At 70.5% G+C, this 17,806-nt stretch carries 17 protein-coding genes; 14 read left to right on the forward strand and 3 right to left on the reverse strand.

What is annotated here, in order from left to right:
* The first annotated feature begins 78 nt into the window (after positions 1–78).
* From dxr to A5712_RS08520, 13 genes are all read left to right on the forward strand, one after another.
* Positions 79–1,263 (forward strand): 1-deoxy-D-xylulose-5-phosphate reductoisomerase, encoded by a 1,185-nt coding sequence (gene dxr, locus A5712_RS08460; protein ID WP_068103496.1) that lies wholly within the window; start codon positions 79–81, stop codon positions 1,261–1,263.
* On the forward strand, positions 1,260–2,483 hold the full coding sequence (locus A5712_RS08465; RefSeq protein ID WP_068103498.1) for an RIP metalloprotease: 1,224 nt from the start codon (positions 1,260–1,262) through the stop codon (positions 2,481–2,483). Before dxr ends, A5712_RS08465 begins: the two co-directional genes overlap by 4 nt.
* 11 nt (positions 2,484–2,494) lie before the next feature.
* The gene (gene ispG, locus A5712_RS08470) at positions 2,495–3,637 is read left to right on the forward strand and encodes a flavodoxin-dependent (E)-4-hydroxy-3-methylbut-2-enyl-diphosphate synthase (protein WP_068103500.1); all 1,143 of its coding nucleotides are present in this window, start codon (positions 2,495–2,497) and stop codon (positions 3,635–3,637) included.
* A 61-nt stretch (positions 3,638–3,698) separates the two neighbouring features.
* On the forward strand, positions 3,699–4,553 hold the full coding sequence (locus A5712_RS08475) for a GNAT family N-acetyltransferase (protein ID WP_068103502.1): 855 nt from the start codon (positions 3,699–3,701) through the stop codon (positions 4,551–4,553).
* A 149-nt stretch (positions 4,554–4,702) separates the two neighbouring features.
* Positions 4,703–6,523: a penicillin-binding transpeptidase domain-containing protein gene (locus tag A5712_RS08480; protein ID WP_068103503.1), complete on the forward strand. Its 1,821-nt coding sequence runs from the start codon at positions 4,703–4,705 to the stop codon at positions 6,521–6,523.
* Between the two features lie 44 nt (positions 6,524–6,567).
* Positions 6,568–7,155: a DUF1707 domain-containing protein gene (locus A5712_RS08485; protein WP_068103505.1), complete on the forward strand. Its 588-nt coding sequence runs from the start codon at positions 6,568–6,570 to the stop codon at positions 7,153–7,155.
* Between the two features lie 102 nt (positions 7,156–7,257).
* Positions 7,258–8,115 (forward strand): type I methionyl aminopeptidase, encoded by an 858-nt coding sequence (gene map, locus A5712_RS08490; RefSeq protein WP_068103507.1) that lies wholly within the window; start codon positions 7,258–7,260, stop codon positions 8,113–8,115.
* A 70-nt stretch (positions 8,116–8,185) separates the two neighbouring features.
* Entirely contained in the window at positions 8,186–9,682 is a 1,497-nt protein-coding gene (locus tag A5712_RS08495; protein ID WP_068103509.1) for a cobyric acid synthase, read from the forward strand.
* A 59-nt stretch (positions 9,683–9,741) separates the two neighbouring features.
* Entirely contained in the window at positions 9,742–10,293 is a 552-nt protein-coding gene (locus A5712_RS08500; protein WP_068103511.1) for an alpha/beta hydrolase, read from the forward strand.
* Between the two features lie 11 nt (positions 10,294–10,304).
* Positions 10,305–11,657, forward strand: coding sequence for a glutamine synthetase family protein (locus A5712_RS08505; protein WP_068103513.1), 1,353 nt, complete (start codon positions 10,305–10,307; stop codon positions 11,655–11,657).
* On the forward strand, positions 11,644–12,423 hold the full coding sequence (locus tag A5712_RS08510; RefSeq protein WP_082973344.1) for a gamma-glutamyl-gamma-aminobutyrate hydrolase family protein: 780 nt from the start codon (positions 11,644–11,646) through the stop codon (positions 12,421–12,423). The genes A5712_RS08505 and A5712_RS08510 overlap by 14 nt, the downstream gene beginning before the upstream one ends.
* A complete protein-coding gene (locus A5712_RS08515; protein WP_068103517.1) occupies positions 12,420–13,787 on the forward strand; it encodes an aldehyde dehydrogenase in 1,368 nt (455 codons plus the stop codon). The genes A5712_RS08510 and A5712_RS08515 overlap by 4 nt, the downstream gene beginning before the upstream one ends.
* On the forward strand, positions 13,787–14,560 hold the full coding sequence (locus A5712_RS08520) for a 3-oxoacyl-ACP reductase (RefSeq protein WP_068103519.1): 774 nt from the start codon (positions 13,787–13,789) through the stop codon (positions 14,558–14,560). The genes A5712_RS08515 and A5712_RS08520 overlap by 1 nt, the downstream gene beginning before the upstream one ends.
* Here A5712_RS08520 and A5712_RS08525 read toward each other — a convergent pair.
* On the reverse strand, positions 14,547–15,389 hold the full coding sequence (locus tag A5712_RS08525; protein ID WP_068103520.1) for a PPE family protein: 843 nt from the start codon (positions 15,387–15,389) through the stop codon (positions 14,547–14,549). The genes A5712_RS08520 and A5712_RS08525 overlap by 14 nt on opposite strands.
* A 311-nt stretch (positions 15,390–15,700) precedes the next feature.
* Here A5712_RS08525 and A5712_RS31290 point away from each other — a divergent pair, with 311 nt between their 5' ends.
* Positions 15,701–15,973, forward strand: a complete 273-nt coding sequence (locus tag A5712_RS31290) for a hypothetical protein (RefSeq protein WP_197519341.1) — start codon at positions 15,701–15,703, stop codon at positions 15,971–15,973.
* Between the two features lie 18 nt (positions 15,974–15,991).
* Here A5712_RS31290 and A5712_RS08535 read toward each other — a convergent pair whose 3' ends face one another.
* Together A5712_RS08535 and A5712_RS08540 are read right to left on the reverse strand one after the other, a co-directional pair.
* Positions 15,992–17,104 carry an alkaline phosphatase family protein gene (locus A5712_RS08535; RefSeq protein ID WP_068103524.1) on the reverse strand — a complete coding sequence of 371 codons (1,113 nt, stop codon included), beginning with the start codon at positions 17,102–17,104 and terminating at the stop codon, positions 15,992–15,994.
* Positions 17,105–17,131: 27 nt separating this feature from the next.
* On the reverse strand, positions 17,132–17,776 hold the full coding sequence (locus A5712_RS08540; protein WP_068103582.1) for a hypothetical protein: 645 nt from the start codon (positions 17,774–17,776) through the stop codon (positions 17,132–17,134).
* Between the last annotated feature and the right edge of the window lie 30 nt (positions 17,777–17,806).

The raw sequence follows: 17,806 nt of genomic DNA on the forward strand, positions 1-17,806 counted from the left end.
GCGAATCCCCTTCGTGATCGGCTGGTAGGGGAGATTCTGGCACACCCGCCCGCTCGACCGAGCGGGCACAATGAGTGAGTGACTAACGCGACTGCCGCCGGGCGCCTGCGCGTGCTGGTGCTGGGCAGCACCGGCTCGATCGGCACCCAGGCGCTGGAGGTCATCGCGGCCAACCCCGATCGTTTCGAGGTGGTCGGGCTGGCGGCGGGTGGGGCCAACCCCGACGCGCTGGCGCGCCAGCGCGCCGAGACCGGCGTCACCAACGTCGCCGTCGCCGACGAGCGCGCGGCGCAGCAGGTTGGGGACGTCCCGTACAGCGGCCCGGAAGCGGTGACCCGGCTGGTCCAGGAGACTGAGGCCGACGTCGTGCTCAACGCGCTGGTCGGGGCGCTGGGCCTGCGCCCGACCCTGGCCGCGCTGGACTCCGGCGCCCGGCTCGCGCTGGCCAACAAGGAATCGCTGATCGCCGGGGGGCCGCTCGTGCTGCGGGCGGCGCGGCCCGGCCAGATCGTGCCCGTCGACTCCGAGCACTCCGCGCTGGCCCAGTGCCTGCGCTGTGGGAACCCCGACCCCGAAAAAAATGAGGTCGCCAAGCTGGTGCTGACCGCCTCGGGCGGGCCGTTCCGCGGGTGGTCCGCCGCCGACCTCGAGGCCGTCACGCCCGAGCAGGCGGGCGCCCACCCCACCTGGTCGATGGGCCCGATGAACACGCTGAACTCGGCGTCGCTGGTCAACAAGGGGCTCGAGCTCATCGAAACCCACCTGCTCTTCGGCATTCCCTACGACCGCATCGACGTCGTCGTGCACCCCCAGTCGATTGTTCATTCGATGGTCACCTTCGTCGACGGCTCGACGATCGCCCAGGCCAGCCCGCCGGACATGAAGCTGCCCATTTCGCTGGCGCTCGGCTGGCCCGACCGGGTGCCCGGCGCCGCCCCGGCATGCGACTTCACCACGGCCTCTAGCTGGGAATTCGAGCCGCTGGACAACGACGTTTTCCCCGCCGTCGAGCTGGCCCGGCACGCCGGTCAGACCGGTGGCTGCATGACCGCCGTGTACAACGCGGCCAACGAGGAGGCGGCCGAGGCGTTCCTGCAGGGACGGATCGGATTCCCCGCGATCGTCAAAACCGTCGCCGACGTGCTGCACGCCGCCGACCAATGGTCCGTTTCACCCGCTACCGTGGATGAGGTACTGGACGCGCAGCGCTGGGCACGCGAGCGAGCGCAGCGCGCTGTCAGAAAGGTCCTAGCAACCCGATGATGTTCGCAATCGGCATCGTGCTGTTCGCGCTCGCCATCTTGATCTCGGTGGCCCTACACGAGTGTGGCCACATGTGGGTCGCGCGCGGCACCGGCATGAAGGTGCGGCGCTATTTCGTCGGCTTCGGGCCCACGCTGTGGTCGACCCGGCGCGGCGAGATCGAGTACGGCATCAAGGCCGTCCCGCTGGGCGGCTTCTGCGACATCGCCGGGATGACTCCGGTCGAGGATCTCGAGCCCGACGAGGCCGACCGCGCCATGTACAAGCAGGCGACCTGGAAGCGGGTCGCGACGCTGTTCGCCGGCCCGGGCATGAACTTCGTCATCTGCCTGGTCCTGATCTACGGCATCGCGCTGGTCTGGGGGCTGCCGAACCTGCACCCGCCCACCAAGGCCGTCGTCGGCGAAACCGCTTGCGTCGCACCGGAAACCGCCCCGGGAAAGCTCGGCAACTGCACCGGGCCCGGCCCGGCGGCGGCCGCCGGGATCCGCCCCGGCGACACCGTCGTCAAGGTCGGCGACACCCCGGTGTCCACGTTCGAGGACATGGCCGCCGCGGTGCGCAAGCTGCACGGCACCGTCCCCGTCGTCGTCGAGCGCGACGGCACCACCATCACCACGTACGTCGACGTGACCCCGACCCAGCGCTACCTGACCAACCCGGCCAAGGGGCGGGAAGGCAAGCCGGAGGCCGCCACGGTCGGCGCCATCGGCGTCGGCGCCGTCAAGACCCCGCCGACGCACTACAACGTCCTGTCGGCGATACCGGCCACCTTCGCGTTCGCCGGTGACCTGACCGTCGAGGTGGGCAAGGCGCTGGTGACGATCCCGACGAAGGTCGGGGCGCTGGTGCACGCCATCGGCGGTGGGCAGCGCGACCCGGGAACGCCGATGAGCGTCGTCGGCGCCAGCATCATCGGCGGCGACACCGTCGACCACGGGCTGTGGGTGGCGTTCTGGTTCTTCCTGGCGCAGCTGAACCTCATCCTGGGCGCCATCAACCTGGTGCCGCTGCTGCCGTTCGACGGCGGCCACATCGCCATCGCGGTGTTCGAGAAGATCCGCAACCTGGTCCGCTCGGCGCGCGGCATGGTCGCGGCGGCGCCGGTGAACTACCTCAAGCTGATGCCCGCCACGTACGTGGTGCTGGTGTTCGTGGTCGGCTACATGCTGCTGACCGTGACCGCCGACCTCGTCAACCCGATCAGGCTGTTCCAGTGACGAGCCTGGGAATGCCGGACGCCCCGCCGCCCACGCTGGCGCCCCGGCGCAAGACGCGCCAACTGATGGTCCGCGACGTCGGGGTCGGCAGCGACTACCCGATCTCGGTGCAGTCGATGTGCACCACCAAGACGCACGACGTCAACACGACGCTGCAGCAGATCGCCGAGCTGACCGCCGCGGGCTGCGACATCGTGCGCGTCGCCTGCCCGCGCCAGGAGGACGCCGACGCGCTCGCCGAGATCGCGCGGCACAGCCAGATCCCGGTGATCGCCGACATCCACTTCCAGCCGAAGTACATCTTCGCCGCCATCGATGCCGGGTGCGCCGCGGTGCGGGTGAACCCCGGCAACATCAAGGAGTTCGACGGCCGGGTCGGCGAGGTCGCCAAGGCCGCGGCGGCGGCCGGCATCCCGATCCGCATCGGCGTCAACGCCGGTTCGCTGGACAAGCGGTTCATGGAGAAGTACGGCAAGGCCACGCCCGAGGCGCTGGTCGAGTCCGCGTTGTGGGAGGCATCGCTGTTCGAGGAGCACGGCTTCGGCGACATCAAGATCAGCGTCAAGCACAACGACCCCGTCGTGATGGTCGCCGCCTACGAGCAGCTGGCCGCCCAATGCGATTACCCGCTGCACCTCGGCGTCACCGAGGCCGGTCCCGCGTTCCAGGGCACCATCAAGTCGGCGGTCGCGTTCGGCGCGCTGCTGTCGCGGGGGATCGGCGACACCATCCGGGTGTCGCTGTCGGCGCCGCCCGTCGAGGAGGTCAAGGTCGGCATCCAGATCCTCGAGTCGCTGAACCTGCGGCCCCGCGGCCTCGAGATCGTGTCGTGCCCGTCGTGTGGTCGCGCCCAGGTCGACGTCTACACGCTGGCCAACGCGGTCACCGCCGGCCTGGACGGGCTCGACGTCCCGCTGCGGGTGGCCGTGATGGGCTGCGTCGTCAACGGTCCGGGCGAGGCCCGCGAGGCCGACCTGGGCGTCGCGTCGGGAAATGGCAAGGGGCAGATCTTCGTTCGCGGCGAGGTGATCAAGACCGTGCCCGAGGCCCAGATCGTCGAGACGCTGATCGAGGAAGCCATGCGCCTCGCGTCAGAAATGGGTACCGATCCGGGAACAGAACCGAGCGGTTCGCCGATTGTGACCGTAAGCTGATAGGGGCCCGCGCCCGCTCTGTTTTTAAGATCGTCAGTTCGCACCACAGAGAGTTCCCCCGATGTCGGCTCCGCCCATCTTTCGCCTTGTCGGCGAGCGGCGGGTTTCCGTGGTGCGCGACGCCGCCGCGGTGTGGCGGGTGCTCAACGACGACCCGGTCGGCTCGTGCATGGTCGCGGCCCGGGTGGCCGATCATGGCATCGAACCCAATTCGATCGGCGGGGAGCTGTGGACGCGGCGCGGCCCCGACGAGTCGCTGTGCTTCGCCGGCGCCAACCTCATCCCGCTGCGCGGCGGACCGGCCGACCTGAACGCCTTCGCCGACGAGGCGATGAGCGCCACGCGGCGCTGTTCCTCGCTGGTCGGCCGGGCCAACCTGGTGATGCCGATGTGGGAGCGCCTCGAGTCGGCCTGGGGTCCCGCGCGCGACGTGCGTGACCACCAGCCGCTGATGGCCCTGACCAGCCACCCGAACTGCGACATCGACCCCGGCGTTCGCCAGGTGCGGCCCGACGAGCTGGACGCCTACCTGGTGGCCGCGGTCGACATGTTCATCGGCGAGGTCGGCGTCGACCCCCGGCTCGGCGACGGCGGCCGCGGCTACCGCCGGCGGGTGGCCAGCCTGATCGCGGCCGGCCGGGCCTGGGCCCGCTTCGAGCACGGGCAGGTGATCTTCAAGGCCGAAGTCGGGTCCCAGTCGCCGGGCGTCGGTCAGATCCAAGGGGTTTGGGTGCACCCGGAGTGGCGCGGCCAGGGGCTGGGCACGGCGGGCACCGCGACCGTGGCCGCCGTGATCGTGGCGACCGGCCGGGTCGCCAGCCTGTACGTGAACAGCTTCAACACCGTCGCCCGCGCCGCCTACGCGCGGGTCGGCTTCGCCGAAGTGGGCACCTTCGCGACGGTCCTGCTGGACTGAGGTTCCGCTCCCGCGAGCGTCGCTCTGGCGCGCCGCTCGGCGCCGAACGCCGCGCTGGCGCAGCGCTCGGCAGCCCAATCCGCGCATAACGGTCCGGTCTCGGTGTGTCGGCGCTCGTCGGCGGCCCGGCATTCATAACATCTGTACCGATGGTCACAAAAACCCCACTGGTATCGGCGACGGCGAGCGTGCTGCTGGTCGCGTCGGTCGGGCTGTCCGGCTGCACCCCGCGGCCCGACGGCCCGGGCCCGGCCGCCGAGAAGTTCTTCGGCGCCTTGGCGATCGGGGACACCGCGACGGCCGCGCAGCTCGCCGATAACCCGAACGAGGCCCGTGAAGCGCTCAACGCCGCCTGGTCCGGCCTGCAGGCCACCCACTTGGACGCCCAGGTTCTCACCTCCAAGTACGCCGAGGACACCGGCACCGTCGACTACCGCTTCACCTGGCACCTGCCGAAGAACCGGACCTGGAGCTATGACGGCCAGCTGAAGATGGCCCGCGACGAGGGGCGCTGGGAGGTTCGGTGGGCCACCACCGACCTGCATCCCAAGCTTGGCGAGCACCAGACGTTCGCGCTGCGGGCCGATCAGCCGCGGCGCGCGTCGGTCAATGAACTCGGCGGCAGCGACGTGCTGGCGCCGGGTTACCGCTATCACTACACGCTGGACGCCGCCGCGGCCGGGCCGCCACAGTCGCTGAGCTTCACCACCCACTCGATCGTCGACGTGTTGCGGCCGTTCAACAACGCGCTCACCGACCCGCAGGTGCTCGCCGAGCAGGCCAGCGCGGCGACCCACCCGCTGGACCTGGGCGTCACGCTGCATCCCGACGACAACGACAAGGTCTTCCCGGCGATCGGCCGGCTGCCCGGCATCGTGGTCACGCCGCAGGCCGAAATGCTGCCCACCGACCCGCATTTCGCGCCGGCCGTCATCGCCGAGGTGAAGAAAGCCGTGATGGACCAGCTCGACGGCCAGGCGGGCTGGCGGGTGGTCAGCGTCAACCAGAACAACGTCGACGTCGCCGTGCTGCACGAGGTCGAGGGGTCGCCGGCGCCGTCGGTGTCGATCACGCTGGACCGGGTCGTGCAGAACGCCGCCCAGCGCGCCGTGGACAACAAGGGCGGCAAGGCGATGATCGTCGTGATCAAGCCGTCGACGGGGGAGATCCTCGCGATCGCGCAGAACAAGGGCGCCGACGCCGACGGCCTGCCGGCCACCAACGGCCTGTTCCCGCCCGGGTCGACCTTCAAGATGATCACGGCGGGCGCCGCCATCGACCGCGACATGGCCACCCCCAACTCGATGCTGGGGTGCCCCGGCCACATCGACATCGGGCATCGCACCATCCCGAACTACGGCGGCTTCGACCTGGGCGTGGTGCCCATGTCGCGCGCGTTCGCCAGTTCGTGCAACACCACGTTCGCCGAGCTGAGCAGCAGGATGCCGCCCCGCGGCCTGACCCAGACGGCCACCCGCTACGGCATCGGGCTCGACTACACCGTTGACGGCCTCACCACCGTGACCGGGTCGGTGCCCCCGACGGTGGATCTCGCCGAGCGCACCGAGGACGGCTTCGGCCAGGGCAAGGTGCTTGCGAGCCCGTTCGGCATGGCCCTGGTGGCGGCGACCGTCGCGGCCGGCAAGACCCCGGTGCCGCAGCTCATCGCCGGCCGCCCGACGACGGTCGAGGGGGACGACACCCCGATCAGCCCGAAGATGGTCGAGGCGCTGCGGCCGATGATGCGGCTGGTGGTGACCAACGGGACCGCCAAAGAGATCGCCGGCTGTGGCGAGATCTACGGGAAGACCGGTGAGGCCGAGTTCCCGGGCGGATCGCACTCCTGGTTCGCCGGGTACCGCGGCGACCTCGCGTTCGCCGCGCTGATCGTCGGGGGTGGCAGCTCGGAGTGGGCGGTGCGGATGACGAAATTCATGTTCGAGGCCATGCCGCCGGGCTACCTGGCCTGAACTGCCCCGGTCCCGGCGGCTCCAACAGCGGTAAATTTGCGATCATGACCGATACCGGCGGGGACATGCTGGCGTTACGGGTCTCCGACGCCGACCGGAACGGCACGATGCGGCGGCTGCATAACGCCGTCGCGCTTGGCCTGATCGACATCGACGAGTTCGAGCAGCGCTCGACCCAGGTGTCCTACGCGCGCACCCGAAGCGAGCTGGACGGGCTGGTCGGTGACCTGCCCGGGCCCGGCGCGTTCGTCTCGTCGGCGGCCGACCGGGTGGAGCTGCGCGGCTGGGCCGGCTCGCTGAAGCGCCACGGCGAGTGGACCGTGCCGACGCGGCTGGCGCTGGTGCGCCGGCTCGGGTCGGTGCACCTCGACCTGACCAGGGCCCGGTTCGCGGGGCCGGTGGTGATCATCGAGCTCGACATGCGATTCGGCTCGGTGGACGTCCGGTTGCCCGACGGCGCCAGCGCGTCGATCGACGACGTCGAGGTCTACGTCGGCAGCGCCAGCGACCGCCGCAAGGGGGCTCCCGGCGAGGGGACGCCGCATGTCGTGTTGACGGGCCGGGTGGTGTGCGGGTCGCTGATCATCCGCGGGCCGCGGCGCTCGCTGTTGCGCCGCCGCTCCGGGGCCTGATTCGCCGAGCCTGTAAATCTGCAGGAGAAGTGCGAGTAGGGGCCTGCGAAATTACAGGCTGGGCGACGGCGGTGCGGTGCGAGCCTCGCTAAGCTGGCCTGCATGCCAGCTCGCACCGCGCTTTCTCCCGGGGTGATATCGCCGACTCTGCCGGTGCCCGGGCGCATCCCCCGCCCCGAGTATGTCGGCAAGCCGACCGCGCAGGAGGGCAGCGAGCCGTGGGTGCAGACGCCCGAGGTGATCGAGAAGATGCGCGTCGCCGGCCGGATCGCGGCCGGCGCCCTGGCCGAGGCGGGCAAGGCGGTCGCGCCCGGGGTGACGACCGACGAACTCGACCGGATCGCCCACGAGTACATGATCGACAACGGCGCCTACCCGTCGACGCTGGGCTACAAGGGCTTCCCGAAGTCGTGCTGCACGTCGCTCAACGAGGTCATCTGCCACGGCATCCCCGACTCGACGGTGATCGAGGACGGCGACATCGTCAACATCGACGTCACCGCCTACATCGACGGGGTGCACGGCGACACCAACGCGACGTTCCTGGCCGGCGACGTCGCGCAAGAGCACCGGCTGCTCGTGGAGCGCACCCACGAGGCCACGATGCGCGCGATCAACGCCGTCAAGCCGGGCCGCGCGCTCTCGGTGGTCGGCCGCGTCATCGAGTCGTACGCAAACCGGTTCGGCTACAACGTCGTTCGTGACTTCACCGGCCACGGCATCGGCACCACGTTTCACAACGGGCTGGTGGTCCTGCACTACGACCAGCCGTCGGTGGCGACGGTCATCCAGCCGGGAATGACGTTCACCATCGAACCGATGATCAACCTCGGCGCGCTGGACTACGAGATCTGGGACGACGGCTGGACGGTGGTGACCAAGGACCGCAAGTGGACCGCCCAGTTCGAGCACACGCTGCTGGTCACCGACACCGGCGCCGAGATCCTCACTTGCCTCTAACGCGAGCAGACACAGAATCGCACTGTTTCCGCCCGGAAAGTGCGATTCTGCGTCTGGTCGCCGTAAAACGGTGAGCGGTGCTCTGCTGGTCGCGGGCACCAGCTCCGACGCCGGTAAATCGGTGGTGGTGGCGGGCCTGTGCCGGTTGTTGGCGCGCAAGGGGATTCGGGTGGCGCCGTTCAAGGCGCAGAACATGTCCAACAACTCGGTGGTCACGGTCGAAGGCGGCGAGATCGGCCGCGCCCAGGCGATCCAGGCGCGCGCGGCGGGGCTGGAGCCCAGCGTGCGGTTCAACCCGATCCTGCTCAAACCGGGCGGCGACCGCACCTCGCAGCTGGTGATCCGCGGCCAGGTCGCCGAGTCGGTCACCGCGGCCGGCTATATCGAGCATCGCGACCGGCTCACCGGCATCGTCGCATACGAATTGTCTTGCCTGCGAGCCGAATTCGACGCGGTGATCTGCGAGGGCGCCGGCTCGCCGGCCGAGATCAACCTGCGGGCCACGGATTTGGCCAACATGGGGCTGGCCCGGGCCGCGAACCTGCCGGTGATTCTGGTCGGTGACATCGATCGCGGCGGGCTGCTGGCGCACCTGTTCGGGACGGTCGCGGTGCTCGAGCCCGAGGACCAGGCGCTCATCGCCGGCTTCGTCGTCAACAAGTTTCGTGGCGACCCCGCGCTGCTGGAACCCGGTCTGCGCCAGCTGCACACCCTGACCGGCCGCCCGACCTACGGGGTGCTGCCCTACGTCGAGGAGCTCTGGTTGGACGCCGAGGACTCGCTGTCGGTGGTCGCGAGCCGCGTCCTCGGCACGCCCGCGCCGCCCCGCGGCGATCAGTGGCTGCGGGTCGCCGCGATCCGGCTGCCCCGCATCTCCAACTCCACCGACGTCGAGGCGCTGGCCTGCGAGCCCGGCGTGCTGGTGCGCTGGGTCACCGATCCCGCCGACCTGGCCGACACCGACCTGATCGTGGTCCCCGGCAGCAAGGCGACCGTCGCCGACCTGTCGTGGCTGCGCGAACGCGGCCTGGCCGGCGCGCTCGTCGACCACGCCCGGGCCGGCAAGCCGGTGCTGGGCATCTGCGGCGGCTTCCAGATGCTGTGCCGGCGCATCGAGGACACGGTCGAATCCGGCGCGGGGGAGGTCGCCGGGCTGGGCCTGCTGGACGCCGACATCGCCTTCGGCCAGGCCAAGGTGCTGCGGCGCTGGCAGCGGCCGCTCTCCGGATACGAGATCCACCACGGGCGGCTCTCCCGCTGCGCCGAGGACACCTGGTTCGCCCAGGACGCCGAACCCCAGGGTGTCGTGCGCGGCGCCGTCTTCGGCACCCACTGGCATGGCCTGCTCGACAACGACGACTTCCGCCGGGGCTGGCTCACCCGGGTCGCCGACGCGGCCGGCCGCGAAGGTTTCGTCGTCGCCGACACCGACGTCGCCGCGCGCCGCGACGCCCAACTCGACGCGATCGCCGACCTGCTGGCCGCCCATCTCGACGTCGACGCGGTCCTCGGGCTGCTCGACGGGCCGCCGCGCCGACCGTTGATTGCCAGTGCGTTACGCCAGTAGGAGAGGAGGAAACCTCGCGCACGCTGGCCTTTGACAGGTAACGTGCGTGAGTGCACTCGATGATGACCACGCTCGACGGATTTCCCGTTCCGGTGTCCGTAGCCGGGCCGGAGAAGGGCGTCGTCGTCGTCATCCTCGGAGACCAGCAGCGTTCGCCGGTCGCCTACGACGCGGTGTGCGAGCGCCTGCATACCGCCTCGCTTCGCACGGTCGTCGTCGGCCTCGACCCGCGCCTGACCGCGAAATCGGTGGTCGGCATCCTCGACTCGCTGGGCATCCGCTGGGCCGTGGTCTTCGGCGACCGGGCCGGCGGTGAGCTCGCCTGGGAACTGGCCGCCACCCGGTTGGGCCGGTTCGTGGGCCTGGTCGTGATCGACCGCGGGCATCCGCGGGTGGCCGACCCCAACGGCGTGGTGCTCGACGACCACTGCCCGCCGGTGGAAATCGGCACCACCGTGCTGGTCAGCTCGCCGGCCGCCAAGGCCGTGGCGGACGCGAGCCAGCGGTACGTCTACGCCGAATACCGCGTGGTCGACCTGGGCCGGCGCACCGTGCAGGAGTCGACGGCACAGCTGGCCGCCGAGATCGTCCTGCGCACCAGCACGTGGTAGCGCCTTCCGCCATGCTCACGTTGGCCGCGCTGGACGAGCTGGTGGGCGGCGGCGCGGTGGACACCGTCATCGTGGCGTTCGCCGACATGCAGGGCCGGCTGGTCGGCAAGCGCATGTCGGCCCGGCTCTTCGTCGACGAGGTCGCCGCGCACGGGGCCGAGTGCTGCAGCTACCTGCTCGCCGTCGACGTCGAGATGAACACGGTGTCCGGCTACGCGATGTCGAGCTGGGAAACCGGCTACGGCGACATGGTGATGACGCCGGACCTGGCCACCTTGCGCCTGGTCCCGTGGCTGCCGAGCACCGCCCTGGTGATCGCCGACCTCGGCTGGGCCGACGGCGGTGAGGTCGCCGTCGCGCCCCGGGCGATCCTGCGCCGCCAGCTCGCCCGGCTGGGCGAGCGCGGCCTGGCCGCCGACATCGCCACCGAGCTGGAGTTCATCGTGTTCGACGAGCCGTACCGCCAGGCGTGGGCGAGCGGCTACCGCGGGCTGACGCCGGCCAGCGACTACAACATCGACTACGCGATGCTGGCTTCGTCGCGGATGGAGCCGCTGCTGCGCGACATCCGGCTGGGAATGGAGGGCGCGGGCCTGCGGTTCGAGGCCGTCAAGGGCGAATGCAACCGGGGCCAGCAGGAAATCGGGTTCCGCTACGACGAGGCGCTGGTCACCTGCGACAACCACACCATCTACAAGAACGGCGCCAAGGAGATCGCCGACCAGCACGGCAAGAGCCTGACGTTCATGGCGAAATACGATGAGCGGGAAGGCAATAGCTGCCACATCCACCTGTCGCTGCGAGGGCCGGACGATACGGCCGTGTTCGACGACGGCGCCCGCCCGCACGGCATGTCGGCGACGTTTTGCGGTTTCCTCGCGGGCCTGTTGGCCACGCTGCGCGAACTGGCGCTGTTCTATGCGCCAAACATCAACTCCTACAAGCGATTCGCCGACGGCAGCTTTGCGCCGACCGCGATCGCGTGGGGCCTGGACAACCGCACCTGTGCGCTGCGGGTGGTCGGCCACGGGCGCAACCTGCGGGTCGAATGCCGGGTGCCCGGCGGCGACGTCAACCCCTACCTCGCTGCGGCGGCGCTGATCGCCGGGGGGCTGTACGGTATCGAACGGGGCCTCGAGCCGCCCGCGCCCTACACCGGGAATGCCTATGAGGCAACCGACGTCGACCGGCTGCCCGGCACGCTCGCCGAGGCGGCGGCGCTGTTCGAAGGCTCGGCGCTCGCGCGGGAGGCCTTCGGCGACGACGTCGTCGCGCACTACCTGAACAACGCCCGCGTGGAGCTGGCGGCGTTCAACGCGGCGGTCACCGACTGGGAGAGGATGCGAGGTTTTGAACGGCTCTGAGTCCGATGGTGGCGACCCGCCGCGCCCGGCTACGCCGCGCTTGCGATCGCCACTGGGACGCCCCGTCGTCGGCCTGACCAGTTATCTCGAGCAGGTGCGGACCGGGATCTGGGACATCCCCGCCGGTTACCTGCCCGCCGACTACTTCGAGGGCGTCGTCATGGCCGGCGGCATCGCGGTGCTGTTGCCGCCGCAGCCCGCGGACCCCGAGGTCGTCGACCGCCTGCTGCACAGCCTGGACGCGCTGGTGATCACCGGCGGCTACGACCTCGACCCGGCGGGTTACGGCCAGGACCCGCACCCCGCCACCGACTCGCCCCGCACCGACCGCGACGCCTGGGAGTTGGCGCTGTTGCGCGGCGCGCTGGACCGCGGGCTGCCGGTGCTGGGCATCTGCCGCGGCGCGCAACTGCTCAACGTCGCGTTCGGCGGCACCCTGCACCAGCACCTGCCCGACGTCCTCGGCCACAACGGCCACCGCGCCGGCAACGGGGTGTTCAACCGGTTGCCGGTGCGCACCGTGGCGGGCACGCGCCTGTCCGCGTTGATCGGGGAGTGCGTCGACGCGCCCTGCTATCACCACCAGGCCATCGACAAGGTCGGCGACGGGCTGGTAGTCAGCGCCATGGACCCCGACGGCGTGGTCGAGGCCGTCGAGGCGCCGGGCGAGGCGTTCGCGCTTGCGGTGCAATGGCATCCGGAGAAATCGCTTGACGATCTGCGGCTGTTCAAGGCGGTGGTCGAAGCCGCGCGGGTCACCCGATGACCCAAACGCGACTGGTCAACCCGGCGACCGAGGAAGTGCTGCGTTCCGTTGAGCTCTTCGACGCCCCCGCCGTCGACGACGCCGTGGCGCGCGCCCACGCGGCCCAGCGGCGCTGGGCGCGGTTGGCGCCGGCCGGGCGAGCGGCGGCCCTGCGGGCGTTCGCCGCCGTCGTGGACGCCCACGTCGACGAGCTCGCCGCCCTCGAGGTGGCCAACTCGGGACACCCGATCGCGTCGGCGGAATGGGAGGCCGGCCACGTCCGCGATGTGCTGACGTTCTACTCGGGCAGCCCGGAGCGCTTGTCCGGCAAGCAGATTCCCGTCGCCGACGGCATCGACGTCACCTTCAACGAACCGCTGGGCGTCATCGGCGTGATCACGCCGTGGAACTTCCCGATGCCGATCGCGTCGTGGAGCATCGCCCCCGCGCTGGCCGCCGGCAATGCCGTGCTCGTCAAGCCCGCCGAGTGGACGCCGCTGACCACGATGCGGCTGGGCGAGCTGGCGGTCGAGGCGGGGCTCGATGCGGACCTGCTCCAGGTGCTACCCGGCAAGGGGGCAGTGGCGGGGGAGCGGCTCGTCACCCACCCGGACGTGCGCAAGGTGGTGTTCACCGGCTCCACCGAGGTGGGCAAGAGCGTGATGGCGGGTGCGGCGGCGCAGGTCAAGCGGGTGACGCTGGAACTCGGCGGCAAGAGCGCCAACATCGTCTTCGCCGACTGCGACCTGGAGCGCGCGGCGGCGACCGCGCCCGCCGGGGTGTTCGACAACGCCGGACAGGACTGCTGTGCGCGCAGCCGGATCCTGGTGCAGCGCAGCGTGTATGACCGGTTCATGGCGTTGCTCGAGCCGGCGGTCAAGGCCGTCGCCGTCGGCGACCCCGCCTCCCGCGACACCGAGATGGGGCCCCTGGTGTCGGGCGCGCACCGCGACAAGGTCGCCTCCTACGTGCCCGACGACGCCCCGGTCGCCTTCCGGGGCACCGCGCCGTCCGGTCGCGGATTCTGGTTTCCGCCAACGGTTCTCACCCCGCAGCGCGACGACCGCGCCGTCACCGAGGAGATCTTCGGTCCCGTCGTCACCGTGCTGGCGTTCGACGACGAGGACGACGCCGTCGCGCTCGCCAACGACACCGCCTACGGGCTGTCTGGATCCATCTGGACCGACGACCTGTCCCGGGCGCTGCGGGTGTCGCGGGCGGTCGAGTCCGGCAACCTGTCGGTGAACTCGCACTCCTCGGTCCGCTACAACACGCCCTTCGGCGGGTTCAAGCAGTCCGGGCTGGGCCGCGAGCTGGGCCCCGACGCGCCATTGCATTTCACCGAGACCAAGAACGTGTTCATCGCCGTCAAGGAGGGCTCGTAATGGACCTGTCGCAGCGGCTGGCGGGCCGGGTCGCGGTGATCACCGGCGGTGCCGGCGGCATCGGGTTGGCCGCGGCACGGCGGATGCGCGCCGAGGGCGCGAGCATCGTCGTGGGCGACGTCGACCACGACGCCGGCGCGGCCGCCGCCGAGGAACTCTCGGGTTTGTTTGTGCCGACGGATGTTTCGGACGAGGACGCGGTCAACGCACTGTTCGACGCCGCGGCCGAGGCCTACGGCTGGGTCGACATCGCGTTCAACAACGCCGGCATCTCACCGCCCGAGGACGACCTGATCGAGAACACCGAACTTCCGGCGTGGCAACGAGTCCAGGACGTCAACCTCAAATCGGTCTACCTGTGCTGCCGGGCCGCGCTGCGGCACATGGTGCCCGCGCAGAAGGGGTCGATCATCAACACGGCGTCGTTCGTCGCGGTGCTCGGGTCGGCCACGTCGCAGATCTCCTACACCGCGTCCAAGGGCGGGGTGCTGGCGATGTCGCGGGAGTTGGGCGTGCAGTTCGCCCGGCAGGGCATCCGCGTCAACGCGCTGTGCCCCGGACCGGTCAACACCCCACTCCTGCAAGAGCTTTTCGCCAAGGACCCCGAACGCGCGGCGCGCCGGCTGGTGCACGTGCCGGTGGGCCGATTCGCCGAGCCGGACGAGATCGCCGCCGCGGTGGCGTTTTTGGCCAGCGACGACGCATCGTTCATCACCGCGTCGACGTTCCTGGTCGACGGGGGCATCAGCTCCGCCTACGTCACCCCGCTCTGACGGCCGGGTGGCGCAGCCGCGCCATCGCCATTGCCCACGCCCGCGGCACCGAGAGCCCCCCGATCGACGCCCCGCGTCCGAGACTGGCCAACGGGCCGACGGGGGCCGGCCTTCGGACGAGCGAGCGCAGCGCCGCCCATTTGTTGAGTGCGCTGAGGTATCCGATCGCGGGGCCCGACGGTGCGCACAGGGAACTCAGCCTGGACAGCGCCGCGGTCACCGGCGACAGCGACGCCTCCAGGGGCGTCAGCGGCGACGCCGAAAATGCCTGGAGCGCTTCGGGAATGGCCGACATCACCCGACCGCCGGCGGACACGACGTCCGGCGCCGAGCGCAGGGCCCAGGGACCGGCCGTCGCGCCCGAATATCCCGGCGGCGAGCCGAACGGGACCAGCGTCGCCGCGTCGGCCGCGGCGACGGCGTAGGCATACATGGCGTCGGCATTGCGGGCCCACATCTGCTCGTACTCGGCGTCGACGTCCGCGATGGCCGGGCCGCTTTGCGCAAGCCAGTTCCGGCGGCCCAGCGACCTCAGCTGCGCGCGGTTGGCGGTGATCGCCGTTGGGGGAACCGTCGCCGCCAGCGCCGAATCGTGGGCTCTCGCCGCCGCCGCGGCCTGGGCGCCCGCCTGCTCGGCACGCGCCGCGGCAGCGTTCAGCCAATTCACGTAAGGTGCCGCGCCCTCCAGCATTGGCGTCTGCGCCGCCGCCGCATACAGCCCCGCGGCAAGCCGGTCCCAGGCCGTGGCGGCCTCGGCCATCGACCCCGCGCCGGGTCCCGAATGCATCAGCCCGGAGTTGATTTCCGGCGGAAGCGTCGCGAAATCCATTGCCACCTCTCCAGCCGAATGCACCCAAACGCACGGAATCTTCCCTGATATACGTGCCAGGGTTACAGCCTGTTCGCTCTCATAACGGGGAATGAGCTGTGAAAACGCTCGGCGCCAACTTTGAAAACAGGTGCTTTCATTTTTGGGTGACTGCGAAGTAAGGTTGACATAACCAGCGGTGCAGTCGGGGGCGGCGCTAACCTGCAAGCAAATATCACGGGGGACGAAAGTTGTACGCGGCCACCTGCCGCCACTGCGGCAGGGAAATTCTCCAGCACCCTTCGGGTGTGTGGATCCCCCGGGATGGCTCCATGAAAAGCGATCCCAATGGCATCTATTGCCCGGTCTCAGCCGGCTTGCGCCGTCCCCGGATGCTGCACGAACCCATGCCTTCCGAGTTGGCGGGGGCGCCCCGGTGGCTGTCCCCGGATACTTCCCGCGTTCGGGCCAGCGCGGGTGTGGGCAGCGACTCCAAGCGCCGACGCATCCGGCGGCCGCGTGTCCCCGAGACCGTCCGGATGCGCCTCGGGCGTGCGTTCGTTCGGCTGAAGGACCTGGCGCGGTTGCGCATGGCCTGGTGGTGACTCGCCTGGGTGGGCGGATCAGAAAACGATCAATGGAATCGCCATCTCGGCCGGGGTCGCCCCGCCGTGAAAGCCGATGAGGCGGGCGGATTCCGGGGGCTCGTGGGCGGTCGCCAGCACGGCCGTGTCGCCGGTGCAGACAACGACGACGTCGCCGATCCGCGCCAGGTGCGCCGGGTCGACCGGCCCGAACATGCCGGAGGCCACGGCGTCCTCGCGGTCGTAGACGTGCGCCCGGCCGTCGAGCGTCTCGGCCCAGGCGGCCCGCACGTCGGCGGCGGCGCCCGGCTCGGTGTGCAGGTAGCGCACCCGCGGTTCGCCGGCGACCACGCGCACCCCGTCGCCCAGCCGCGGGTCGGTGTCGAGATCGACGCGGGCGTCCGGGGGGACATTGAGGCCGCCGTGGTCGGCGGTCACCAGCAGCGTCGCCTTCGGCGGCAGGGTGTCGACCAGCCGGGTCAGCAGCGCGTCGACCCGAACCGCCGCCTCGTGCCACTGGTCGGAGCCGATGCCGAACAGGTGGGCCGCGGTGTCCAGGTCGGCGATGTAGCCGAAGACCAGACCCGGCCCCGCCTGCACCTCGTCGACCACCAGCTGGGCGTAGTCGTCGGTCGGCTGTGTCGGGCGAAAGCGCGCGCCGCGGTACGCCGCGTCGGTCAGCCCACTGCCGATGAAAGGCGCGGGCAGCACCGCCCGCGCGGGGATGCCTGCTTGCTCGAGCCGGCCGAACCAACTCGGCAGCGGCTGCCATTCGGCGTGGGGCGGGTCGTCGCGCCAGACGATGTGGGTGAGCACCCGCTCGGTGCCGGGCACATTGAGGGTGAAACCGAGGATGCCGTGCTCTCCGGGCCAAGCGCCGGTGCCCAGGGACACCAGGCTGGTCGGCGTCGTCGACGGAAAGGTGCAGGTGAGTTCGGTCAGGTTCCCGGTGCCGCCGGCCAGCACGGCGGCCACCAGCGGCGCGTCGCCGCTCAGCGTGGGTAGCAGGTGCCAGCCCATCCCGTCGACCAGCACGACCGCGACTCGGTCGACGTCGCCGACGGATTCCGCGAGGCCCAACCGGTCGGCCCCGTCGGGGGTGCCGAGCAGGGCGGCCGCGGCCGGCAGCACGTCGCAGATCGAACCGGCCATCGGGCCAGTCTGGCACGCCAGACGGTCTCAGTTGACTCGGCGCACGTTCTGGGCAACCACCGTGGAACCGTCCCAACGCAGGTCGGCCGTCATCTCCACGGTCCCGCAACACATTGCCTCATTCGGACCGGTGGTCATCCACCTCACATGCACGACACGGTCCGAGATGGATAGATCGGTCACGACTTCCCTGCCGCCGTGGGTGAGGTCGCCGAGGTCGATTCCCCCCAGCCGCGTGGGCCCGGTTTTTGAGAGCTGCGGGCCCGCGGTGTAGAGCTGCACGATCTCCGGCCACCCGACCCCACCGGCATTGCAGTGGATGACCATGGCGGCGTCGCCTCCGCGCCCGGTCAGGTCGCCAAACGCGACCTTGTAGGCGCCGGTGCTGTAGTTCAACGCGATCCCGACGTCTCCGGGATGCCCCCCTTGTGGCGGCAATGCACCGCCTCTCAGTTGGCCCGGATCGTGGTCGCACAGCCCCGGGACGGGCGCGCGCTGCAAGTATTCGAAGGTGACCGCGTCCTTGCCGGGCACGCGCGACGTGGTCGTCGGACTGGTCTTGGACATCACCGTTGCGGGCGCTGTTGTGTGCGCACACGCGGCCACAACGGTCGCCGCGGCGATCAGCGCGAGCTTGGTGATGGCCCGCCGACGATGCGAGATTGTGCTCATGTGCACAGAGTCCGGCGGGCGCCTTGCCTA

This window comes from Mycobacterium sp. E2327, from assembly GCF_001672675.1.
In the GTDB taxonomy this organism is placed as follows: domain Bacteria; phylum Actinomycetota; class Actinomycetes; order Mycobacteriales; family Mycobacteriaceae; genus Mycobacterium.

What these genes read in the sequence shown, in the direction of transcription:
- A5712_RS08465 (WP_068103498.1), top strand. Translation starts at nt 1,260, where the DNA reads ATGATGTTCGCAATCGGCATCGTGCTGTTCGCGCTCGCCATCTTGATC.
- ispG (WP_068103500.1), top strand. Translation starts at nt 2,495, where the DNA reads ATGCCGGACGCCCCGCCGCCCACGCTGGCGCCCCGGCGCAAGACGCGC.
- A5712_RS08475 (WP_068103502.1), top strand. Translation starts at nt 3,699, where the DNA reads ATGTCGGCTCCGCCCATCTTTCGCCTTGTCGGCGAGCGGCGGGTTTCC.
- A5712_RS08480 (WP_068103503.1), top strand. Translation starts at nt 4,703, where the DNA reads ATGGTCACAAAAACCCCACTGGTATCGGCGACGGCGAGCGTGCTGCTG.
- A5712_RS08485 (WP_068103505.1), top strand. Translation starts at nt 6,568, where the DNA reads ATGACCGATACCGGCGGGGACATGCTGGCGTTACGGGTCTCCGACGCC.
- map (WP_068103507.1), top strand. Translation starts at nt 7,258, where the DNA reads ATGCCAGCTCGCACCGCGCTTTCTCCCGGGGTGATATCGCCGACTCTG.
- A5712_RS08500 (WP_068103511.1), top strand. Translation starts at nt 9,742, where the DNA reads ATGATGACCACGCTCGACGGATTTCCCGTTCCGGTGTCCGTAGCCGGG.
- A5712_RS08505 (WP_068103513.1), top strand. Translation starts at nt 10,305, where the DNA reads ATGCTCACGTTGGCCGCGCTGGACGAGCTGGTGGGCGGCGGCGCGGTG.
- A5712_RS08515 (WP_068103517.1), top strand. Translation starts at nt 12,420, where the DNA reads ATGACCCAAACGCGACTGGTCAACCCGGCGACCGAGGAAGTGCTGCGT.
- A5712_RS08520 (WP_068103519.1), top strand. Translation starts at nt 13,787, where the DNA reads ATGGACCTGTCGCAGCGGCTGGCGGGCCGGGTCGCGGTGATCACCGGC.
- A5712_RS08525 (WP_068103520.1), bottom strand. Translation starts at nt 15,389, where the DNA reads ATGGATTTCGCGACGCTTCCGCCGGAAATCAACTCCGGGCTGATGCAT.
- A5712_RS31290 (WP_197519341.1), top strand. Translation starts at nt 15,701, where the DNA reads ATGAAAAGCGATCCCAATGGCATCTATTGCCCGGTCTCAGCCGGCTTG.
- A5712_RS08535 (WP_068103524.1), bottom strand. Translation starts at nt 17,104, where the DNA reads ATGGCCGGTTCGATCTGCGACGTGCTGCCGGCCGCGGCCGCCCTGCTC.
- A5712_RS08540 (WP_068103582.1), bottom strand. Translation starts at nt 17,776, where the DNA reads ATGAGCACAATCTCGCATCGTCGGCGGGCCATCACCAAGCTCGCGCTG.